The organism is Streptomyces sp. NPDC057010 (genome assembly GCF_042673805.1).
Taxonomy (GTDB): domain Bacteria; phylum Actinomycetota; class Actinomycetes; order Streptomycetales; family Streptomycetaceae; genus Streptomyces.
The window spans coordinates 78,695-100,338 of the sequence record NZ_JBHUSC010000003.1; the positions used below are offsets into that span (position 1 = coordinate 78,695).

18 protein-coding genes are annotated in these 21,644 nt (G+C 70.7%); 8 read left to right on the plus strand and 10 right to left on the minus strand.

Going from position 1 to position 21,644, the window contains the following annotated elements; genetic code table 11:
- Positions 1 to 327: 327 nt before the first annotated feature.
- Positions 328 to 3,042, minus strand: coding sequence for an aconitate hydratase AcnA (gene acnA, locus ACFTXQ_RS04835; protein WP_382635896.1), 2,715 nt, complete (start codon positions 3,040 to 3,042; stop codon positions 328 to 330).
- A 459-nt stretch (positions 3,043 to 3,501) separates the two neighbouring features.
- On the opposite strand from acnA, the gene ACFTXQ_RS04840 reads away from it, so the two are divergent.
- The 4 genes from ACFTXQ_RS04840 (at position 3,502) to ACFTXQ_RS04855 (ending at position 8,076) form a co-directional block, all read left to right on the plus strand.
- Entirely contained in the window at positions 3,502 to 5,031 is a 1,530-nt protein-coding gene (locus ACFTXQ_RS04840; protein ID WP_382635898.1) for a helix-turn-helix domain-containing protein, read from the plus strand.
- A gap of 205 nt (positions 5,032 to 5,236) precedes the next feature.
- Complete coding sequence (locus tag ACFTXQ_RS04845) at positions 5,237 to 6,016, plus strand: excalibur calcium-binding domain-containing protein (protein WP_382635900.1); 780 nt, start codon at positions 5,237 to 5,239, stop codon at positions 6,014 to 6,016.
- A gap of 110 nt (positions 6,017 to 6,126) precedes the next feature.
- Positions 6,127 to 7,500: a cytochrome P450 gene (locus tag ACFTXQ_RS04850; protein WP_382635902.1), complete on the plus strand. Its 1,374-nt coding sequence runs from the start codon at positions 6,127 to 6,129 to the stop codon at positions 7,498 to 7,500.
- A 24-nt stretch (positions 7,501 to 7,524) separates the two neighbouring features.
- On the plus strand, positions 7,525 to 8,076 hold the full coding sequence (locus tag ACFTXQ_RS04855) for a hypothetical protein (RefSeq protein WP_382635904.1): 552 nt from the start codon (positions 7,525 to 7,527) through the stop codon (positions 8,074 to 8,076).
- Here ACFTXQ_RS04855 and ACFTXQ_RS04860 read toward each other — a convergent pair.
- Complete coding sequence (locus ACFTXQ_RS04860) at positions 8,073 to 9,548, minus strand: MFS transporter (RefSeq protein WP_382636252.1); 1,476 nt, start codon at positions 9,546 to 9,548, stop codon at positions 8,073 to 8,075. The two genes, ACFTXQ_RS04855 and ACFTXQ_RS04860, sit on opposite strands and share 4 nt — an antisense overlap.
- Positions 9,549 to 9,730: 182 nt before the next feature.
- On the opposite strand from ACFTXQ_RS04860, the gene ACFTXQ_RS04865 reads away from it, so the two are divergent.
- Complete coding sequence (locus ACFTXQ_RS04865; RefSeq protein WP_382635906.1) at positions 9,731 to 11,806, plus strand: prolyl oligopeptidase family serine peptidase; 2,076 nt, start codon at positions 9,731 to 9,733, stop codon at positions 11,804 to 11,806.
- A gap of 83 nt (positions 11,807 to 11,889) precedes the next feature.
- Here ACFTXQ_RS04865 and ACFTXQ_RS04870 read toward each other — a convergent pair whose 3' ends face one another.
- Positions 11,890 to 12,039: a hypothetical protein gene (locus ACFTXQ_RS04870; RefSeq protein ID WP_382635907.1), complete on the minus strand. Its 150-nt coding sequence runs from the start codon at positions 12,037 to 12,039 to the stop codon at positions 11,890 to 11,892.
- 38 nt (positions 12,040 to 12,077) lie between these two features.
- Between ACFTXQ_RS04870 and ACFTXQ_RS04875 the strand changes: the two genes are divergently transcribed.
- Entirely contained in the window at positions 12,078 to 12,743 is a 666-nt protein-coding gene (locus tag ACFTXQ_RS04875) for an HAD family hydrolase (RefSeq protein WP_382635909.1), read from the plus strand.
- On the opposite strand, the gene ACFTXQ_RS04880 is transcribed toward ACFTXQ_RS04875, so the two are convergent.
- A complete protein-coding gene (locus tag ACFTXQ_RS04880) occupies positions 12,724 to 13,956 on the minus strand; it encodes a multiprotein-bridging factor 1 family protein (RefSeq protein WP_382635910.1) in 1,233 nt (410 codons plus the stop codon). The two genes, ACFTXQ_RS04875 and ACFTXQ_RS04880, sit on opposite strands and share 20 nt — an antisense overlap.
- A gap of 192 nt (positions 13,957 to 14,148) precedes the next feature.
- Between ACFTXQ_RS04880 and ACFTXQ_RS04885 the strand changes: the two genes are divergently transcribed.
- Positions 14,149 to 14,322, plus strand: coding sequence for a hypothetical protein (locus ACFTXQ_RS04885; RefSeq protein ID WP_382635911.1), 174 nt, complete (start codon positions 14,149 to 14,151; stop codon positions 14,320 to 14,322).
- A complete protein-coding gene (locus ACFTXQ_RS04890; protein WP_382635913.1) occupies positions 14,315 to 14,521 on the plus strand; it encodes a hypothetical protein in 207 nt (68 codons plus the stop codon). Before ACFTXQ_RS04885 ends, ACFTXQ_RS04890 begins: the two co-directional genes overlap by 8 nt.
- Positions 14,522 to 14,596: 75 nt before the next feature.
- On the opposite strand, the gene ACFTXQ_RS04895 is transcribed toward ACFTXQ_RS04890, so the two are convergent.
- From ACFTXQ_RS04895 to ACFTXQ_RS04920, 6 genes are all read right to left on the minus strand, one after another.
- Entirely contained in the window at positions 14,597 to 15,580 is a 984-nt protein-coding gene (locus tag ACFTXQ_RS04895) for an ABC transporter ATP-binding protein (RefSeq protein WP_382635915.1), read from the minus strand.
- Positions 15,577 to 16,575 (minus strand): ABC transporter ATP-binding protein, encoded by a 999-nt coding sequence (locus tag ACFTXQ_RS04900; protein WP_382635917.1) that lies wholly within the window; start codon positions 16,573 to 16,575, stop codon positions 15,577 to 15,579. Before ACFTXQ_RS04900 ends, ACFTXQ_RS04895 begins: the two co-directional genes overlap by 4 nt.
- Positions 16,575 to 17,561, minus strand: coding sequence for an ABC transporter permease (locus ACFTXQ_RS04905; protein ID WP_382635919.1), 987 nt, complete (start codon positions 17,559 to 17,561; stop codon positions 16,575 to 16,577). The genes ACFTXQ_RS04900 and ACFTXQ_RS04905 overlap by 1 nt, the downstream gene beginning before the upstream one ends.
- Entirely contained in the window at positions 17,558 to 18,652 is a 1,095-nt protein-coding gene (locus tag ACFTXQ_RS04910) for an ABC transporter permease (RefSeq protein ID WP_382635920.1), read from the minus strand. The genes ACFTXQ_RS04905 and ACFTXQ_RS04910 overlap by 4 nt, the downstream gene beginning before the upstream one ends.
- A 20-nt stretch (positions 18,653 to 18,672) precedes the next feature.
- Entirely contained in the window at positions 18,673 to 20,415 is a 1,743-nt protein-coding gene (locus ACFTXQ_RS04915; protein WP_382635921.1) for an ABC transporter substrate-binding protein, read from the minus strand.
- Positions 20,416 to 20,619: 204 nt separating this feature from the next.
- Positions 20,620 to 21,543 carry a D-alanyl-D-alanine carboxypeptidase family protein gene (locus ACFTXQ_RS04920; protein ID WP_382636254.1) on the minus strand — a complete coding sequence of 308 codons (924 nt, stop codon included), beginning with the start codon at positions 21,541 to 21,543 and terminating at the stop codon, positions 20,620 to 20,622.
- Positions 21,544 to 21,644 lie beyond the last annotated feature (101 nt).

Genomic DNA, 21,644 nt, shown 5'->3' on the forward strand with positions numbered 1-21,644 from the left:
CATGTCCTCGCCTTCGTCAGAAGTGTGAAGGAGGCCGGAAATCACGGCGGTTGCCGCGCATGCGGACATCACCGCAGGTCCCCGCCCATCCCCCGGTCCGGGCCACTCGTCTCGCGCTGGTCCGGACGGGCACAGGTATAGTCCACTTCCGCTCGCCTGAGCAAGATCGTGCACAACTATGGTCCTCAGCTTTTCCGAGTTGAGACCTCTCCGTCACCTGCCCCGACCGCCGGGAACACCCCGGAAAAGCGGAAGGGCCGTATCCCCTTAACGGGGATACGGCCCTATGGTGCCGATAAGCGGAGAATGGCTCCGCTTGGCGCGCCCTTAGCCGCGGATGAGGTTGCGGAGCACGAACTGCATGATTCCGCCGTTGCGGTAGTAGTCCGCCTCACCCGGCGTGTCGATGCGGACGACCGCGTCGAAGGAGACACCGGTGTCGGTGGTGACCTTGACCGTGCGCGGGGTGGTGCCGTTGTTCAGCTCCTCCACACCGGTGAAGGAGAAGGTCTCCTCGCCGGTGAGGGCCAGGGAGGCCGCGGTGGCGCCCTCGGGGAACTGCAGGGGCAGGACGCCCATGCCGATCAGGTTGGAGCGGTGGATGCGCTCGTAGGACTCGGCGATGACGGCCTTGACGCCGAGCAGCGCGGTGCCCTTGGCCGCCCAGTCGCGGGACGAGCCGGAGCCGTACTCCTTGCCGGCCAGGATGACCAGCGGGATGCCGGCGGCCTGGTAGTTCTGCGAGGCGTCGTAGATGAAGGAGACCGGCGCGCCCTCGACGGTGAAGTCGCGGGTGAAGCCGCCCTCGGTGCCCGGCGCGATCTGGTTGCGCAGGCGGATGTTGGCGAAGGTACCGCGGATCATGACCTCGTGGTTGCCGCGGCGGGAACCGTACGAGTTGAAGTCGCGGCGCTCGACGCCGTGCTCCGTGAGGTACTTGCCGGCCGGGGTGTCGGCCTTGATCGCACCCGCCGGGGAGATGTGGTCGGTGGTGACCGAGTCGCCCAGCTTCGCCAGCACGCGCGCGCCGGCGATGTCGGAGACCGGGGTGGTCTCCATCGTCATGCCCTCGAAGTAAGGGGGCTTGCGGACGTAGGTGGACTGCGGGTCCCACTCGAAGGTGTTGCCGGTCGGGATCGGCAGCGCCTGCCACTGGGCGTCGCCCGCGAAGACGTCCTCGTAGGACTTCGAGAACATGTCCTCGCCGATGGCGTTGGCCACGACGTCGTTGACCTCGGCCTCGGAGGGCCAGATGTCCTTGAGGAAGACCGGGTTGCCCTCGGTGTCGATGCCGATGGCCTCGGCGGTGATGTCCACCTTCATCGAGCCCGCGATGGCGTACGCGACGACCAGCGGCGGGGAGGCCAGGTAGTTCATCTTGACGTCGGGGTTGATCCGGCCCTCGAAGTTGCGGTTGCCGGAGAGCACCGAGGTGACCGCGAGGTCGTGCTCGTTGATCGCCTTCGAGATCTCCTCGTCCAGCGGACCGGAGTTGCCGATGCAGGTGGTGCAGCCGTACCCGACGAGGTTGAAGCCCATCTTGTCGAGGTACGGGGTCAGGCCGGCCTTGTCGAAGTAGTCGGTGACGACCTTCGAGCCCGGGGCCAGGGTGGTCTTGACCCAGGGCTTGCGGGTCAGGCCCTTCTCGACCGCCTTCTTGGCCACGAGCGCCGCGGCGACCATGACGTAGGGGTTCGAGGTGTTGGTGCAGGAGGTGATCGCGGCGACGGTGACGGCGCCGTGGTCGATCTCGAAGGAGGTGCCGTCGGCCAGGGTGACCTGGGTCGGGCGGCTCGGCACGCCGTTGGTGGCGGCCGGGGCGTCGGAGGCCGGGAAGGACTCCTTGCCCGCCTCGTCGGCGTCGTCCACGTAGTTCAGGACGTCCACCGCGAACTGCTGCGCGGCGTTCGCGAGGACGATGCGGTCCTGCGGGCGCTTCGGGCCGGCGATGGAGGGGACGACCGTGGAGAGGTCGAGCTCCAGCTTCTCGGAGAAGTCGGGCTCGGCGGCCGGGTCCAGCCAGAGGCCCTGCTCCTTGGCGTACGCCTCGACGAGCGCGACCTGCTGGGCGTCGCGGCCGGTCAGGCGCAGGTACTTCAGGGTCTCGTCGTCGATCGGGAAGATCGCGGCGGTGGAGCCGAACTCCGGCGACATGTTGCCGATGGTGGCGCGGTTCGCGAGGGAGGTGGCGGCGACGCCCTCACCGTAGAACTCGACGAACTTGCCGACGACGCCGTGCTTGCGCAGCATCTCGGTGATCGTCAGCACCAGGTCGGTGGCGGTGGTGCCGGTCGGCAGCTCGCCGGTCAGCTTGAAGCCGACGACGCGCGGGATCAGCATGGAGACCGGCTGGCCGAGCATCGCGGCCTCGGCCTCGATGCCGCCGACGCCCCAGCCCAGCACGCCGAGGCCGTTGACCATGGTGGTGTGCGAGTCGGTGCCGACGAGGGTGTCGGGGTAGGCCTGGCCGCCCCGGACCATGACCGTACGGGCCAGGTGCTCGATGTTGACCTGGTGGACGATGCCGGTGCCCGGGGGGACGACCTTGAACTCGTCGAAGGCGGTCTGGCCCCAGCGCAGGAACTGGTAGCGCTCCTTGTTGCGGCCGTACTCCAGCTCCACGTTCTGGGCGAACGCGTCGTTGGTGCCGAACTTGTCGGCGATGACCGAGTGGTCGATGACCAGCTCGGCCGGGGCCAGCGGGTTGATCTTGGACGCGTCGCCACCGAGGGCCTTCACGGCCTCACGCATGGTGGCGAGGTCCACGACGCAGGGAACACCGGTGAAGTCCTGCATGATCACGCGGGCCGGCGTGAACTGGATCTCCTCGCTGGGCTGGGCCTGGGAATCCCAGTTGCCGAGCGACCGGATGTGGTCGGCGGTGATGTTCGCGCCGTCCTCGGTACGGAGCAGGTTCTCCAGCAGCACCTTCAGGCTGTAGGGAAGGCGGGCCGAGCCCTCAACCTTGTCCAGCCGGAAGATCTCGTACGACTCGTCGCCCACCTGCAGCGTGCTGCGGGCGTCGAAGCTGTTCGCCGACACGACAGTCTCCTTCATGCATGAATTCGCGCGTTAGTACCGCATCCTGCCGCCACGCCCCTTGGCCAATCCGCTAAGGTAAGGCTAAGTTAGGTAACCCTTACCAGCGGGGGCGGCTGCGGTACGCCTTCGGCAGATATCTCGATGTCGAGATAACTCTAGTACATGTCGGGGGATCGGAACGAGGCGCGCTGCCCGGCGTCCGTCACATGCGCCGGGTGGCGGTTCCCGGGCGGGTCGGACGGGCGGGTCGGACGGGCGGCGCGACACCGGCCCGCCGCGACCGGAAACAAGTCGGGCAGATGCCCGTATATAACGCTATGCCACCTCGCCCGAACAGACCCCGGCGACCGAAGATCGCGGGCGCGTACCCCGGGCTCCGGTACGGGAACTGACGGTCGGTAACACCCGTCTGCCACGCCCCGCGCGATCGACATCTCATATCTGAGATACGGTGCAGCCATGGCAGACGACTACCTCGTACGCATCGGCAAGCTCATCCGTGACGCCCGGCAGCACCGGGGCTGGACGCAGAGTCAGCTCGCCGACGCGCTCGGCACCAGCCAGAGCGCCGTGAACCGGATCGAGCGCGGCAATCAGAACATCAGCCTTGAGATGATCGCCCGAATCGGTGAAGCACTCGACAGCGAGATCGTCTCCCTCGGCTACGCCGGCCCGATGCACCTGCGGGTCGTCGGCGGCCGCCGGCTCTCCGGCGCCATCGACGTCAAGACGAGCAAGAACGCCTGCGTCGCCCTGCTGTGCGCCTCGCTCCTCAACAAGGGCCGTACGGTCCTTCGTCGCGTCGCCCGCATCGAGGAGGTCTACCGCCTCCTGGAGGTCCTGAACTCCATCGGTGTCCGCAGCCGCTGGATCAACGACGGCGTGGACCTGGAGCTGGTCCCGCCGGCCCGCCTCGACATGGACGCCATCGACGCGGACGCCGCCCGCCGCACCCGCAGCATCATCATGTTCCTGGGCCCCCTGCTGCACCGGATGGACCAGTTCCGCCTGCCGTACGCCGGAGGCTGCGACCTCGGCACCCGCACCATCGAGCCGCACATGATCGCCCTGCGCCGCTTCGGCCTGGACATCACCGCGACCGAGGGCATCTACCACGCACAGGTCGAGGCCGGGGTCTCCCCCGACCGCCCGATCGTGCTGACCGAGCGCGGGGACACCGTCACCGAGAACGCGCTCCTGGCCGCCGCCCGGCACGACGGCGTCACGGTCATCCGCAACGCCTCCTCCAACTACATGGTCCAGGACCTGTGCTTCTTCCTGGAGGCGCTGGGCGTCAAGGTCGAGGGCGTCGGCACGACCACGCTCACCGTCCACGGCATCCCGAACATCGACGTGGACGTGGACTACTCCCCCTCCGAGGACCCGGTCGAGGCGATGAGCCTCCTCGCCGCCGCGGTCGTCACCGAGTCGGAGCTGACCATCCGGCGGGTCCCGATCGAGTTCATGGAGATCGAGCTCGCGGTCCTGGAGGAGATGGGCCTGGACCACGACCGCTCGGCGGAGTACACCGCCGACAACGGCCGCACCCGCCTGGTCGACCTCACGGTCCGCCCCTCCAAACTCGAAGCCCCGATCGACAAGATCCACCCGATGCCGTTCCCCGGGCTGAACATCGACAACGTCCCGTTCTTCGCGGCCATCGCGGCGGCCGCCCAGGGCCAGACCCTGATCCACGACTGGGTCTACGACAACCGCGCCATCTACCTGACCGACCTGAACCGCCTGGGCGGCCGCCTCCAGCTTCTGGACCCCCACCGCGTCCTGGTCGAGGGCCCCACGCGCTGGCGCGCGGCGGAAATGATGTGCCCCCCGGCCCTGCGCCCGGCGGTGGTCGTCCTCCTGGCGATGATGGCGGCCGAGGGCACCTCGGTCCTGCGCAACGTCTACGTCATCAACCGCGGCTACGAGGAACTGGCCGAACGCCTCAACTCGGTGGGCGCCCAGATCGAAATCTTCCGCGACATCTGAGCCCTCGGGCATCTGCGGCATCTTCGTGAGGCCCCGTCACTCTTCAAGGAGGGTGACGGGGCCTCCGTGTTCCCATCGGCGTTCACGACCACCCCAACTCCCCGGCTGGCAAAGGGCTGTGTCCAAATTTCGGGAATCGATGGCACGTTTCGGCATTTTACCTAAACTGATCATCAGTCATATTCCGTGCCATTCAGGAGAACCTGTGTACACACAGCCTGCCCCGCACCAGCCCTACGCCCCGCCGCCCAGACAGCGGTGGTGGCAGCATCCGGCGCTGATCATCGCCGCACTCGTGCTCCTGCCTCCGGTCGGCATCGCCCTGGCCTGGATGAGCCCGTGGGCCCAGGGGAAGAAGATCGTCGCGACCGTGATCGCGGGCGTCTGGTTCCTGGTGCTCGTCTTCTCCGACGGCGGGGAGAGGAAGACGGACGACGGCAAGGCCCAGGCGGGAGCCACCGCGTCCGCCACGCCCCCGTCGGCCGCGGCGCCCGCCCCGAGCCAGGCCCCGGTCACGGACGCGGCGGCGCCGACCGTGGTCGGCCAGCCCTTCAGCCAGGCCGAGAAGGCCGTCGAGGACCTCATCGACGGTGAGTTGACCGCCCTCAGCGCCTACACCGACGTGCCCCTGCCCTCGGCCCACGCCACCTGGGTCGTCTGCTTCCAGAGCCCCGACGCCGGCAAGCCCCTCGCGAAGTCGGCCGCCGCGACCGTGCACCTGGTCGCCCCCGGCACGAAGTGCCCCGCCACGGCCGACTCCCGCCTCCACGCCGAGACGCCGAAGACGACGCCGACTCCGACGCCCACCCAGGAGAGCAACGGCTCGTCGGACGGCGGCTCCTCCACCACGGGAGGCGGCGGCAGCGCCTACTACAAGAACTGCGACGCCGCCAAGGCCGCCGGCGCGGCTCCCATCCGGCGCGGGCAGCCCGGCTACCGGTCGGCCCTCGACAGGGACGGTGACGGCATCGCCTGCGACAAGTAGCCCCCTGCGCCGGAACCGACGGGTTTCGGCCTGATGGGCGATGGCACCTCGTCAGGAGTGGCGGAGACCCGGCAGAATCGGGTCTTCGGTACAAATGGAGGGGCGGCGGCATGACAGTCGGAGCGCGTGCGGAGGTGCCCGTGCTGGCGGGGGTGCCGGTGGTGGGGTCGCTCTTCGAGTTGAAGTCGGACTCGCTCGGCACCTACCTGCGGGCCCGGCAGCGGCACGGGGACGTCGTGCGGATCACGGCCGGGCCGCCCGGGCTGCGCGCCGAGCTGTACTGCGTGTTCTCCGCCGAGGGCGCGCAGCAGGTGCTCGCCTCGGAGTCGGCCAACTTCCGCAAGGACAACCCCTTCTACCAGGAGGTCCGCGACTCCTTCGGCAACGGGCTGCTGACCAGTCAGGACGAGGACTACCTGCGCCAGCGCCGGCTGGTCCAGCCGCTGTTCACCCGGCGCCGGGTGGACGGGTACGCCGAGGCCGTCGCCGCCGAGACCGCCTCCGTCCTCGCCGGGTGGCCCCAGGGGCAGGGCGGCGTCGTCGACGTGTCCGAGCAGATGATGCGGCTGGCGCTGCGCGCCGTGGCCCGGATCCTGTTCGGCACGGACGTCGAGGCCACCGTCGACGTCGTCGACCGGTGTTTTCCGGTCATCACCGAGTACTGCCTGCGCCGCGGCTACTCCCCCGCCAACCTCCCCCGCAGCTGGCCGACCCCGGCCAACAAGCGGGCGGCCGCCGCGATGGACGAGCTCTACGCGGTGTGCGACAGGATCATCGGCGAGCGGCGCGCCGCCACCGGCGCCGACGGCCCCGGCGAGGACCTGTTGACCCTGCTCGCCGCCGCGAAGAGTTCGGACGACGGGGAGTTCGACGCCGCCGAGCTGCGCGACCAGGTGCTGATCTTCCTGCTCGCCGGGCACGAGACGACCGCGACCTCCCTCGCCTTCGCCCTGCACCTGCTCGCCCGCCACCCCGAGGCCCAGGAGCGGGCCCGCGAGGAGGTCTCCCGGGTCCTGGGCGACCGTACGCCCGGGGCCGCCGACCTGGACCGGCTCCCGTACCTCACCCAGGTGCTCAAGGAGGCCATGCGGCTCTACCCGGCCGCCCCGGTCATCGGCCGCAAGGCCGTCGCCGCCACCGAGATCGGCGGGCACACCGTCCCCGCCGGCGCGGACGTGATACTGGCCCCGTGGGTGACGCACCGGCACCCCAGCTACTGGCCCGACCCGGACCGCTTCGACCCGGAGCGCTTCACCCCGGAGGCGGAGGCGGGCCGGCCGCGCTACGCCTGGTTCCCCTTCGGCGGCGGCCCGCGCGCCTGCATCGGACAGCACTTCTCGATGCTGGAGTCCGTGATCGCCCTGGCGATGACCCTGCGGGCGTACGAGTTCGAGGCCGTGGACACCGACATCCCGGTCAGCGCCGGCATCACCCTGCGGACGGACGGCCCGGCGCGCTGCCGGGTCCGGAGGTTGGACGGGTAGCGGCCGTACGGCCATCATGGGCCGATGGACGAGGAGATTCCGGGGCGTTTGTCCCCTTACGTACGCCGGCCGGCGCGTGCGATGCTGCCCGGCTCGCCCGCCCCGGAGCGGCTGCTCCGCCGGATCGGCGGCTTCTTCCTCATCCGCTTCCTGAGCGCGCTGCCCGACGACCTCGCCGATGCGGTCTCCGCGCTCGTGGACCCCTTCGAGCGGGCCGCCCGCCTGGTCGGGCGGCTCCTCCACGGCCCGGCCCTGCGCGGCGGCTGGACCGGCGAGGCGGGCCGGCTCGCGCTGGCCCTGCACGGCTTCCACTGGACGCACTGGCGCGCCGAGACCCGCGGCCCCCACGGCACCTTCACCGCGAGCACGGGCAAGGTCACCGCCCGGCCGCCCTGGGGGCGCGGCGACCCCGGCCGCGAGAGCCACACCGCCGCCTGCACCCTGCGCCGCGTGCCGCGGCTCCGGCGCCGCCCGACCCGCGTCGACCTGGCCTTCGCGGACGGCTCGTGGCTGGCGCTGCGGATGAACACCCGGGCGGACGCGGCCCGGCTGCGCGCCGCGCTCGCCGGTCCCTAGGCTCCCGGTCCGCCCGGGCGCCCCTCGACCTTCGTCGGCGTGTGGTTGCCCTGGAGTCGTTCGAGGTCGGAGGGCCTGACCTGGATGACGAACAGCGCGATCAACGCTCCGACCAGGGTGAACGCGGCCGCCACCACGAAGGCCGCGCTGATGCCCGAGGTGAGCACCTGGTCGCTCCACGGCTTGGGGAACTGCTTGGTGCGCGCGAAGAACGCCTTCTGTTCGGGGGTGGACGTGCGCAGGAAGCCGGCCACCTGGTCCTTGGCCTCGTTGCGGCTGGCCGTGCCGAAGACGGTCACCAGGATCGACAGACCGAGCGAACCACCCACCTGCTGCATCGAGTTGAGCAGCCCGGACGCCGCGCCCGACTCCCGGTCCGGGACGTTGGACAGCGCCATCAGCGTCAGCGAGACGAACTGCAGGCCCATGCCGAGGCCGAAGATCAGGAGCGGGCCGAGGATGCTGCCGAGGTACGTCGAGTGGATGTCGGTCCGCGTCAGCCAGACGAGGCCCGCCGCCGAGCAGAGCGCGCCGGTGACCATGAAGGGTTTGGGCCCGAACTTCGGCAGGAGTTGGGAGGTGATGCCGGCGCCCACCGCGACCACGGCGCTCACCGGGAGGAAGGCGAGGCCGGCGCGCAGCGGGCTGAAGCCCAGCACGATCTGCACGAAGAGGGTGAGGAAGAAGAACATGCCGAAGATCGCGCAGGCGAGCATGAGCATGATCCCGTACGTCCCGGCCCGGTTGCGGTCGGCGAACATGTGGAGCGGGGTGATCGGCTGCGGCGAGCGCTTCTCGTTGAGGATGAACAGGGTCAGCAGGACGACGGCGGCGCCGAACGAGAAGAGCGTCCAGCCGTCGCGCCAGCCGTCCTGGGAGGCGCGGATGAAGCCGTAGACGAGCGCGACCATGCCGGTGGTGCACAGCAGCGCGCCGGCGAGGTCGAAGTGTCCGGGGTGGCGTTCGGACTCGCGGATCACCTTCCGGGCCAGCACGGCGATCAGCAGCGCGATGGGGACGTTGACGAAGAGCACCCAGCGCCAGTTGAGCCATTCGACGAGGATGCCGCCCGCGAGCAGCCCGATCGCGCCGCCGCCGGCCGAGACGCCGGCGAACACCCCGAAGGCCCGGTTGCGGGCGGGCCCTTCGCGGAAGGTCGTGGTGATCAGGGCGAGGGAGGTGGGGGAGGCGATGGCTCCGCCGACGCCCTGGAGGGCCCGGGCTCCCATCAACTGGCCGGCGTTCTGGGCGAGTCCGCCGAGGAGGGAGGCCACCCCGAAGAGCAGGACGCCGAAGATGAAGACGCGTTTGCGGCCGAGGATGTCGCCGGCGCGGCCGCCGAGGAGCAGCAGGCCTCCGAAGGCCAGGGTGTAGGCGTTGACGACCCAGGAGAGGCTCTCGGTGGAGAAGTGGAGGGCGCTCTGGATGTGCGGCAGCGCGATGTTCACGATGGTGATGTCGAGGACGACCATCAGCTGGCACGAGGCGATGACGAACAGCGCGAGCCCGTTTCCGCTTCCTCGGACCTTGCCGTCGGTCCCGTTCCTGGTCGGCGATGCGTTCCCGTCCACCCTCTCGACGCTAAGCCCGCACCCCTGGGGTCACCACTCGAACGGCCTAGTCTATGTGACATTTCACATGTCAAACTACGATCATGGATGACTTCCTCAGGCTCTCCGCGAGCACGGCCCGATTCACCCACGGCGCCCCGCGCGCCTTCGCCTTCGGGGACGAGGGACGGCTCCTGTGGTTCCTCCGCTCCACCGGTCCCACCGACCCCTTCGACAGCCTCTGGCTCCTCGACACCGCCACCGGCACCGAGACCCGGCTTGCCGACCCGCGCGAGCTGTGCCCCGAGCCCGGCGGCCTGCCCGTCGCCGAACGCCGGCTGCGCGAGCGGATACGGCTGGTCGCGGCCGGGATCGGCTCGTACGCGCTCTCCGGCGACGGCCGGCGCGCCGTCTTCGCGCTCTACGGGCGGCTCTTCGGGGTCACCGTCGACGGCGTCGGCGACGGGAAGCCCCGGCCGCCCGAGGAGATCCCGGCGGCCGGCCCCGCCGTCGACCCCCGCCCGAACTCCGACGGCTCCCGCACCGCGTACGTCACCGACGACGCCCTTCACGTCTCCCCGGGCGGCCGGGTCAGCCCCGCCGACGGGGCCCGCTGGGGGCTCGCCGAGTTCGCCGCCGCCGAGGAACTGGGCCGCGCCCGAGGGCACTGGTGGTCCCCCGACGGGGTCACCCTGCTCGCCGCCCGCGTCGACGAATCCGCCCTCCAGCGGCGCTGGTTCGCCGACCCCGCGCGCCCCGAGCTGCCCGCCGAGGACTTCGCGTATCCCGAGGCGGGCGGGCCCAACGCCGAGGTCCAGCTGTGGGTGCTCGGCCCCGACGGCCCCCGGATACGCCTGCACTGGGACGCGGAAGCCTACCCGTACGTCTCCGACGCGGGCTGGGAGTCCGACACTGAGATCCTGCTGACCGTCCAGGACCGGCTCCAGCGCACCGTGCTGCTGCTGTCCGCCGATCCGGTCACCGGCCGGACCCGGGAGCTGTCCCGCACCACGCACCCCCAGTGGGTGGACCCCCTGGTCCCCGGCACCCCGGCCCGCCTCCCCGACGGGCGGATGCTCACCGCCGCCAACACCGCCGGCGGCGCCGCCCGCGGCCTCGCGGTCGACGGCGCGCCGATCACCGGCGACGGGATCCAGGTCCGCGGGGTCGCCGGCGTCCACCAGGGCCGGCTGCTGGTCACGGCCGGGCAGCGCGACCCCGCCGAGCAGCAGGTGCTGCTGCTGGACCCCGCCACCGGCGAGACGGCCCCGCTCGCCGACGGGCCCGGGGTGCACGGCGCCCTGGCCTCGGCGGGGGTGCTGCTGCTGACCTCCGCCGACGCCGACGGGATCCGGCGCACCGTACGCACTCCCGACGGCCGCGAGTTCACCCCCGGCGACCTGTCCGAGCCGCTGCCCTACCGGGTGGTCCCGATCCTGGAGCGGGTCACCGAGCACGGCGTCCCCACCGCCCTCGTCCTGCCCCGCGACCACGTCCCCGGCACGCGGCTGCCCGTCCTGATGGACGGCTACGGCGGCCCCGGCTTCCAGGACGTGTCCGCCGAGCCGCGCCGCTGGCAGGCCCGCCAGTGGTGGGCCGACCAGGGGTTCGCGGTGGTGACCGTGGACAACCGCGGCACCCCGTACGTCTCGCCCGCCTTCACCCACGCCATGTACCGCGGGTTCTCCGAGGTCACCCTGGAGGACCAGGTCGCGGCCCTGCACGCGCTCGCCGCCCGCCACCCCGACCTCGACCTCGGCCGGGTCGGCATCCGCGGCTGGTCCTACGGCGGCTACCTGTCGGCGATGGCGGTGCTGCGCCGCCCCGACGTCTTCCACGCCGCGGCGGCCGGGGCCGCGCCGACCGACTTCCGGTACTACGACACGGCGTACACCGAGCGGTACCTGGGCCTCCCCCAGGACCACCCGGAGGTGTACGAGCGGGACTCGCTCATCGCGGACGCCCCGCACCTCGACCGCCCGCTGCTGCTGGTCACGGGCCTGGCCGACGACAACGTCCACCCCTCCCACACCCTGCGCCTCTCGCAGGCCCTGACGGACGCGGGCCGCCCGCACCGGCTGCTGGCGCTGCCCGGCGTCACCCACATGACCCCCGGCGGGACGCGGGAGAAGATCATGGCGCTGGAGCTGGAGTTCTTCCGCCGCGAACTGGGCCTGTAGCCAGAACGGCCGGAAGGGCCGGAAGGGCCCCGGAGACGCCATTGGCTCCGGGGCCCTCCCTTCTTCCCGTGGATCCCCGTCAGTCACCCGGGCCCCATTCTTTTCACCGAGTGACAGGCCACCTCCCGGGAGGCGGCGAGCTGCAGCAGCGGCCGCTCGGCGCGGCAGACCTCGGGCCCGAGCTGCTGGAAGCGGTAGACGACCTCGCGCGCCGTGTCCTCATCGCCTGCCACCAGCTGGGTGAGGACCTGTACAGCACTAGGCTGGCCCCATGACGATTCGCGCTGTGGTTTTCGACGTCGGCGAATGCCTCGTGGACGAAACCCGGGAGTACGGAACCTGGGCCGACTGGCTCGGGGTTCCGCGTCACACCTTTGCCGCGATGTTCGGTGCCGTTATCGCCCAAGGCCGCGACTACCGCGACGTGTTCCAGGAGTTCCGGCCCGGCTTCGACCTGTACGAGCAGCGGGAAGCACGCGCGGCGGCCGGCCAGCCGGAGCACTTCGACGAGTCGGACCTCTACGCCGACGTCCGGCCGTCGCTCGCCAAGCTGCGGGCCGACGGGCTGTGGCTCGGCATTGCCGGGAATCAGACCGTGCGCGCGGGCGGAATTCTGCGGGGCCTCTTCTCCGGCGACGTGGACCTGATCGGCACGTCGGACGACTGGGGCGCCAGCAAGCCCGACCCCGAGTTCTTCGTCCGCGTGGCCGCCGTGGTGCCGTTCCCGCCGAAGGAGATCCTCTACGTGGGAGACCGCGTCGACAACGACCTCCGTCCCGGGAAGCAGGCCGGGATGCACACCGCGCTCATCCACCGCGGCCCGTGGGCCACGATTCAGTGGAGCTCCGAGGAGGCCCGCACCCTGCCCACGTTCCGCGTCGAGAACCTGGCGGAGCTGCCGGGCCTGATTTCGGAGTTCAATTCGCGAGAGCGCTGACCACCGCGCCCCATCCGTACAGCCGGTCGTCGAGGTCGCGGATGCACTGCTCGTGCTGCCACGGCACGAGCGCGCGCCGCACCTCCCGGACCCGCTCAAGTCCGGTGGCGTACCAGTGCGCTTCCAGGAGTTCCAGGGCGCGCACCGCGTACTCGGCAGCTGCATGCGGGGCGCCGGCTGCGGCCTCGACTGCGGCCAGGTCACCGAGAACAACAGTGCGCTGCTTGTCGGCGTCCGCCGGGAGCTCCTCCAGGACGTGGAGCAGAGTCTCACGGGCCTGCGGCAGATGCCCGGCGCGCAACTGCGTGTTCCCCTTGAACGCCTGGAGCCTGACCGGGCTGAACCAGTCCATCCATTCGGGATTCGGGTGCTCACTTCCGGCGTCGAGAAGATCCTCGCCGTGCGCAATGAGGTTCAGTGCGGTCCTGGTGTCGCCGCATCGGGTCTCGCACTCGGCCTCGACCGCATCGAGCCATGCCAGGAACTCGGCGGAGGCCGGGCCGCGCCGGGCGTACGTTCGCGCCGCCACCATTCGCTCGGCCGCGCCCTGCTGGTTCCCGGCCCATCCGGGGATGAATGCCATATGGGCAAGGGTGGCGGCCCCGAGCAGTGTGTCGTCTGCCTCCCCGGCAGCCTGAAGGGCGCGCACCCACGTGTCCCCCGCGAGACCGGGCTCGCGGAGGTCGAAGAACTCGATCCGGCCGGCCAGAAGCCAGGACTCCGCGAGGGCGGCGCCCAGGGTCAGTCGCGTACGCCCAGTGGTGGCTTCCAACAGGGCTACGCCGAGCGCTGCGTGAGCACTGACAGCAGGATGCAGCGTGCCGGGAGCAACGGTCCAGTACAAGCGCCGGTGAGCACGCGTGACGGACAGGAAGTCCGCGGAGCAGCTGGCCGGCTGGAGCGCATTCGGGGTCCGGATGGGTCCCCGGTTCGGTGGCCGTAGCGCACTTCCTGCCGCACGACGTGCAGGAACCGCCTCGCCGGTCGGCAGCGTGAATCCGAGCTGTGCCAGGTCCTGGCCGAGGAGTTCGGCAAGAGCCTTCCGGACGTCGGGGTGGGGCAGGGGAGGGTTGTCGGACTCCCAGCGACGAACCTGCCGGATTCCAACGGTGACGCCGCGGGCGGCAAGGGCGTCCACGAGGTCCTGCTGAGAGCGATAGCCGGCAGCCATGCGAGCGGCCCGCAGTCGGGTGTTGCCCATCGGTCGTGTCATTCCAACCTCCGTAGTGCAATGGGTAGATGGCCACTGTCCCAGGAAGTCCCCTTGAGGGCCACGATTCATTTGTCCGGATACAGAGAAGCCCCCTTACAGGACATCAGAAGTCCTAAGAAAGTCCTCGTAATGGGACTTCTATCGCGCCATGGTGTCTCCAACACCTGATGTCGACGGTAAGGAGTGATCTCGGTGGCCAACCGCACGATTGGCAGCCTCGCTCGCGGCGTGCTCTGCATCGACACCCCGGACGACCCTTGGGCTGGCCCGACCGTGGTGTCCGAGCCAAGCGCTGAGCTCCTCGACCGCGCGCTGGTCGGCTGGGAGCATTTCATCGGCAGCGTAGAAGAGCCGTCCGATGGCTGAGCGGTACGAGTATGTGCCACATCGACTGCTGCGCCGTCGTGTTCGCGATGTGGCGTCCGGAATCGAGGGCGAGCTGATGGCCGTCATCAACGAGAACGTGTCTGCCACCGGTATCGAGCACTGGGTGGAACTCGCCTACATCCGTGGCCCGTCCGGCCGAGAGATCTCGACGGCCGTCGACAACATCGAACCGACCTGAGCAGCTTGGCGGCCACCCGAAGGGCCCCGGAGACGCCATTGGCTCCGGGGCCCTCCCTTCTTCCCGTGATCCCCGTCAGTCACCCGGGAAGTGACAGGCCACCTCTCGGGAGGCGGCGAGCTGCAGCAGTGGCCGCTCGGTGCGGCAGACCTCCTGCGCCTTGGGGCAGCGCGGGTGGAAGGTGCAGCCCGGGGGTGGAGCGGCCGGGCTCGGCGGGTCGCCGAGCAGCACGATCCGCTCCCGCCGCCGCTCCGCCGCCGGGTCGGGCAGCGGTACGGCGGACAACAGCGCCCTGGTGTACGGGTGCTGGGGGTTCTCGTAGAGGGACTTCTTGTCCCCGATCTCGACGATCCGGCCGAGGTACATGACGGCGACGCGGTCGCTGACCCGTTTGACCACGGACAGGTCGTGCGCGATGAACACGTAGGCGAGGCCCAGTTCGGCGCGCAGCCGCTCCATGAGGTTGACGATCTGGGCCTGGACGGAGACGTCGAGGGCGGACACGGGCTCGTCGGCGACGATCAGCCGGGGGCTGGTGGACAGCGAGCGGGCGATGCCGATGCGCTGGGCCTGGCCGCCGGAGAACTCGTGCGGGTAGCGGTCGATGTGCTCGGGGATCAGGCCGACCAGTTCCATCAGCTCGGCGGCGCGGCGGCGGGCGTCGCCGGCGCTCCAGCCCTGGACCAGCAGCGGGTCGGAGATGATCCGGGCCACGGTCTGGCGGGGGTTGAGGGAGGAGTGCGGGTCCTGGAAGACCATCTGGATGTTCTTGCGCAGCGGCCGCATGGCGCTCTGGGAGAGCCGGCCGATCTCCTTCCCCTCGAAGGCGACGCGGCCCGAGGTGGGTTCCAGCAGCCGCACGATCATGCGGCCGGTGGTGGACTTCCCGCAGCCCGACTCCCCGACCAGGCCGAGGGTCTGCCCGGCGGCCAGGTCGAAGGAGACCCCGTCCACGGCGCGCACGGGCGCCCCCCGGCGCCCGGTCGCGGACCGTTTCCCGGGGAAGGCCATGGTGAGGTCCCGTACGGACAGCAGCGGTTCGGAGCTCGTCGTGGTCATCGGGCCGCCTCCTCGGCGGTACCGGCGCCGGCGAAGTGGCAGGCCACCATCCGCTCCGCCTGCGGCTCCCCGTACGCCAGCAGCTCGGGCCGTACGTCTTCGCAGGGCTCGGCGGCGCGCGGGCAGCGCGGGGCGAAGGCGCAGCCCGGGGCCGGGGTGAGCAGGGAGGGCGGGGAGCCGGGGATGGAGGGCAGCGGTGCGTCGTCGGTGGTGTCCAGGCGGGGCAGCGAGTCGAGCAGGCCCCGGGTGTAGGGGTGGGCGGGATCGGCGAACAGGGCGTCGACCGGGGCCTGTTCGGCGGCCCGGCCGCCGTACATGACCAGTACCTCGTGGGCGACGCGGGCGACCACGCCCAGGTCATGGGTGATCATCACGACGCCGAGGCCGCGCTCCTGCTGGAGACGGGCGATCAGCTCCAGGATCTGGGCCTGCACGGTGACGTCGAGGGCGGTGGTGGGTTCGTCGGCGATGAGCAGGTCGGGTTCGCAGGCCAGGGCCATGGCGATCATGGCGCGCTGGCGCATGCCGCCGGAGAACTGGTGCGGGTACTCCCCCGCGCGGCGGGCCGGTTCGGGGATGCCGACCTCGCCGAGCATGTCGACCGCCCGTCTGCGCGCGACGGCCCGGCCGGCCTTGAAGTGCACCCGGTAGTGCTCGGCGATCTGTTCGCCGACCGTGTAGTAGGGGTGCAGGCTGGAGAGCGGGTCCTGGAAGATCATGGCCATCCTGCGGCCGCGCACCTTGGCGAGTTCCCGTTCGGGCAGTGCGGTCAGTTCCCGTCCGGAGAGGCGTACGGAGCCGGCGACCTCGGCGCCCCGGTGCAGGCCCATGACGGCCAGCGAGGTGACCGACTTGCCCGAGCCGGACTCGCCGACGATGCCGAGGGTGCGGCCGGCCTCGACGGTGAAGCCGAGCGAGTCGACAGCCCGTACGGTTCCGCGCGGGGTGGTGAACGTGACGCGCAGGTCGCGCACTTCGAGCAGAGCGGCGGCCATCAGTACCTCACCCTCGGGTCGATGACGGCGTACAGGAGGTCGACGACGAGGTTGGCGACGACGATGAAGAAGGCGGCGAGCAGGGTCACGCCGAGGACCACGGGCTGGTCGGAGCTGACCAGGGCTCCGTAGAACAGCCGCCCGATGCCGGGGAGTCCGAAGATGGACTCGGTGATGACCGCTCCGGCGAGCAGTCCACCGAGGTCCATGCCGAAGATGGTCAGGATCGGGGTCATCCCGGAGCGCAGGCCGTGTTTGACGACGACGGTCCGTTCGGGCATGCCCTTGGCGCGGGCGGTGCGGATGTAGGGCTCCGCCATCGCCTCGATCATCGAACCGCGGCTCTGGCGTGCGTACATGGCGGCGTAGAGCAGCGCGAGCGCGGTCCAGGGCAGCAGCAGGTTGGCGCCCCAGGCGAGCGGGTCGTCGGTGAAGGGCTGGTAGCTGGGGTAGGGCAGGAGGCCGGCGATGCGGATGACCCCGTAGATGAGCATGACGGAGGTGAAGTAGACCGGCAGGGAGGCGGCGGCGACGGCGCCCACCATCAGGGCCTTGTCGGTGGCGGTGTCCTTGCGCAGGGCGGCGGTGACGCCGGCGCCGAGGCCGAGGACCAGCCACAGCACGGCGGCGCCGAGGGCGAGGGAGGCGGAGACCGGGAGCCGGTCCATCAGAAGGTCCCACACGGGCAGGGAGTTCTCGTACGAGTAGCCCAGGCAGGGGAAGTCGCAGGCGACGGCGTACTGGCCGGTGCCGAGGGTGCGGCCGGTGAAGATGCCGGTGAGGAAGTCGGCGAACTGCCGCCACAGGGGCTGGTCGAGGCCGAGGTAGGCGCGTACGTCGGCCAGTCGCTCGGCGCTGCAGGTCTTGCCGCAGGCGGCGGCGGCCGGGTCGGAGGGCAGGACGTAGAAGATGAGGAAGGTGACGGCGGCGATGGCGAGGAGCACCCCGGCGAGGGCGAGCAGCCGGCGGGCGAGGTAGAGGATCACGTACGGCCGCCCCTCGGGTCGAGGATGTCGCGCAGGGCGTCACCGAGCAGGGTGAAGGCGAGCACGGCGAGGAAGAGGAAGACGCTCGGGATGACGAAGTACATGGGGTCGGTCTCGTAGAAGGCGACGGACTCGGCGATCATCTGGCCCCAGGAGGGGGTGGGCGGGCGTACGCCGACGCCGAGGTAGCTCAGCGCCGCCTCGGTGCTGATCATTCCGGGGATGAGCAGGGTGGTGTAGGCGATGACCGGGCCGGAGACGCCCGGGAGGATGTCGCGGGTCAGGATCCGCCAGGAGCTCGATCCGCCGACGCGGGCGGCGTCGACGTACTCGCGGTGTTTGAGGGAGAGGGTCTGGCCGCGGACGACGCGGGCGACGCCGGGCCAGCCGAAGAGTCCGATGACGGCGGTCATCAGGACGATGCGGTTGACGTCCTTGGCGACGGACAGCATGGCGATCATGAAGATGAGGCTGGGGAAGGACATGGTCAGGTCCATCAGCCGGGACAGGACCGCGTCGGTGCGGCCGCCGAAGTAGCCGGCGGCGATCCCGGCGGAGGTGCCCGCGAGGACCACGATGGCGGTCGCGGCGAAGGCGATGAGCAGGGAGACCTGGGCGCCGTGGACCACACGGGCGAACAGGTCGCGGCCGGTGACGGGTTCGACGCCGAGCCAGTGCTCGGGGCTGATCCCGCCGAGGGAGCCGAGCGGCTGGCCGCCGAGGTAGGGGTCGATGGCGGTCTTGTCGAACTCCTCGGGGGACCAGCCGCCGAGCGCGCCCAGCCAGGGCGCGGTGACGGCCATCAGGACGAAGAGGAGGACGAGGCAGAGGCTGACCCGGACGGCCAGGCGGCGGCCGAGCTCCCGCCGGGCGAGCTGCCAGGGGCTGCTGCCGTGCGCTGCCTGCGCTGCCGCGGGCTGGGCGGTCGAGGCATCCGGGGCCCCGGCCGCGCCGGGGGCCGAAGCGGCATCAGGGGCCGCGGCGGCGCCGGAGGACCGCGCGGCGCCAGGGGCCGGGGCGGGGCCAGGTGCCGGGGCCGCGGTCGGGCCGGGGGTGGCTCGGCCGTCGGGGGCCGGGGTGGTGGAGGTCATGGGTCGGGGTTCCGGATTCCTCAGCCCTGGCTCTTCGACGGGTCCTTGAGGCCGACCGTGCCGTAGTCGATGGTGCCGGTCCACACCGGGTGGCCGTACGCGCCCGCGATGTTGGGGCCGACGAGCAGCGGCTTGCGCTCCAGCAGGACGGGAACCGCCGGGGACTTCTTCATGATCTCCGCGTCGAGGTCGATCCAGGCCTGGTTGGCCTGCTTGGCGTCGGCCATGGCGTTGATCTCGTCGATCCGCTTCATGGTCGCGTCGTCGCGGAACTGGCTGTTGTTGCCCTGGTTGCCCTTCTCCTTGATGGTGCGTCCGTCGAAGACGAAGGGGATCCAGGTGGAACCGGAGGGGTAGTCGGGGCACCAGCCGGAGAGCGTCATGTCGGGGGTGGTGGAGAGGTCCCCGATGACGTCGTAGTAGGCGCCCGGGTCGATGGTGTCGACGACGACCTCGATGCCGGCGCGGGACAGGCCCTGCTGGATGGCCTCGGCCTTGGCCTTGTCGCCGGTGGAGACCGCGAGGGAGACCTTGAGGGACTCCTTGCCGGCGGCCTTGAGGAGCTCCTTGGCCTTGGCCGGGTCTCCCGCCGGGGCGATCTTCAGGGTGTCGGCCTGCTTGCCGCCGGACAGGGCCGGGGGCAGGTAGGCGGTGGCGACCTCATTGAGGGCGGGGCCGCCGCCCGCGGTGACGACCGCTTCCTTGTCGACGGCGTACTGCATGGCCTCGCGGACCTTGGGATCGTTGAAGGGCGCCCGGGAGTTGTTGAGGTAGAGCATCTCGGTACAGCCCTGGGACTCGGCCAGCAGGCGCGCCTTGACGTCCGGCTTGGGCAGCACCTTCGGCGCGCTCTCGGGCCGCATGTCGGCGTACTCGACGGCGGAGGCGTCGGCGCCCTCCCCGGCGATGATCCGGTCGTCGATCTGGCCGCCCTTGAGGCCCATGACGACCACGAACCTGTCGGGGTAGGCCTTGCGGACGGTGTCGGTCTTCGCGTCCCAGTGCTCGTTGCGGACCAGGACCAGCTTCTTGTCGCGGTCGTACGACTCGATCTTGTACGGGCCGGAGGAGAACGGGCGGGCGTCGTACTGGGTGCCCTTCTCCTGCGCCTGGGGCACCGGGGCGAAGGTGGGCAGGGTGGTGGTCGCGGAGAACTCGGCGACGGGACGCTTGAGTTCGAAGACGATCGTGCGGTCGTCGGGGGTCTTGACCGAGTCGAGGTGCTGCCCCTGGAGCGGGCCCTTGTAGCCCTCGGTGCCGGCCAGGTACTGGGCCGCGTAGTCGGGGCCGCCGGTGAGGTCGGGGGCGAAGGAGCGCTCGACGTTGTACTTGATGTCCTGGGCCTTGACGGTCGAGCCGTCCTCGTACTTCACGCCCTCCTTCAGGGTGAAGGTCCAGGTGCGGCCGCCGTTGGAGGGGGTGCCCAGGTCGGTGGCGAGGTCGGGGACCAGCTCGCTGCCGCCCTTGCCGGGCTCGGCCTTGAAGGTGACGAGCGTGCGGTAGAGCAGCCGGGTCCCGAAGTCCATGGTCGGCATCACCCAGTTGCGGGCGGGGTCGAGGTGGGCGAAGTCCTGGTTCGACAGGACGGTGAGGGTGCCGCCCTTGACCGGGGTGCCGCCGAGGGTCTTGCCGTCGTTGGCGGCGGCGGGGTTGGAGGCCCCCGCCCCGGCGGAGCCCTTCTTGGTGTCGGAGCAGCCCGAGGCGCCGAGTGCGAGTGCCGCCACCAGGGTGGTGGCGAGGGCGAGTTGGGTGCGCTTGGTCATGGTCACTCCAGTGAAGGGCCGCGCTCTAGGGTGTGACCGGTAACATAGTAATGTGAAATTGTACTGACAAGGGGTTTGCACCGCCGTTATCCAGCCGTGTCCAAATCCCCTTGGTTCAGCAGGCGTTGGGGCCCGCGCAGCGGACCGCCCGCCGTCCCGGGCGGCGCGGCAGCGCCGGTCCCGGGAGGCGGGCGGTCCTCACCGTCAGTCCAGGACGTCCGGAATCGGGTCGGTGTTGCTGCGCTGGACCGCGGCCTTGGAGCCGGTGGCCGAGCCCAGGGCCCAGTCCGAGAGCGCCATCGAGTCCGCGTAGCGCTCCTCGTCGTTCAGCAGGACACCGATGACGGTCTTGCCGTTTCGGGTCACGGAGAAGACGAGGCACTTGCCGGCCGCGGTGCCGGTGCCGGTCTTGACGCCGATCGCGCCGGGGTACGCGTAGCCGGTGGGGCTGGGCTGGAGGAGCAGGTTGCTGTTCGTCCAGGTGGCGACGGTGGAGGTGCCGCCGCTGCTGTAGGAGGTGGTCTTCACGACGCTCTTGAAGGTGGTGCCCGTCATCGCGTACTTGGTGAGCTTCGCGAGGTCGCGCGGGGTCGTGAGGTTGTTGCCGGTCGGCGAGATGCCGTCGAAGGAGTCGTAGACCGTGTTGGTCATGCCCAGCGACTTCGCCTTGGCGTTCATCTTCGCGATGAAGTCGGCCGTACGGGCCTGGGTGGTGGCGCCCGAGCCGAAGGTGTCGGCGAGGGCGTAGGCGGCGTCGCAGCCCGACGGGAGCATCAGCCCGTACAGCAGCTGGCGGACGGTCGGCGTGGCGCCCGCCTTCAGGTGGGCCGTGCTCGCGCCCTCGCGGACGACGTAGTCCAGGTACTCCTGCTGGATGGGGACCGTCCGGTTGAGGTCGATCCCGGGGGAGGTCGTGACCGTGATGAAGGTCATGATCTTGGTGGTGCTCGCCATCTGGCGCTTGGTGTCGGCGTCCTTGGCGAAGAGCTCCGTCCCGGTGGTGCCGTCCAGCAGCACCGCGCCCGCGGCGGTGACGGGCGGCGCGGCGGCGGCCTGGGCCGGCGCGGACACCGCGAGCAGGGCTCCGGTGGCGATGGTGACGGCGAGTGCGGCGCGCCCGCGGCGCATCAGCTTCGATATCAAGTTCGGTCCCCGTGTTGGCAGAAGGGAAGAGTGAAGGGGCGGGGGGCCCCAGGGGGCCCCGCCCCCGCGGGACGGTAATGACTGTA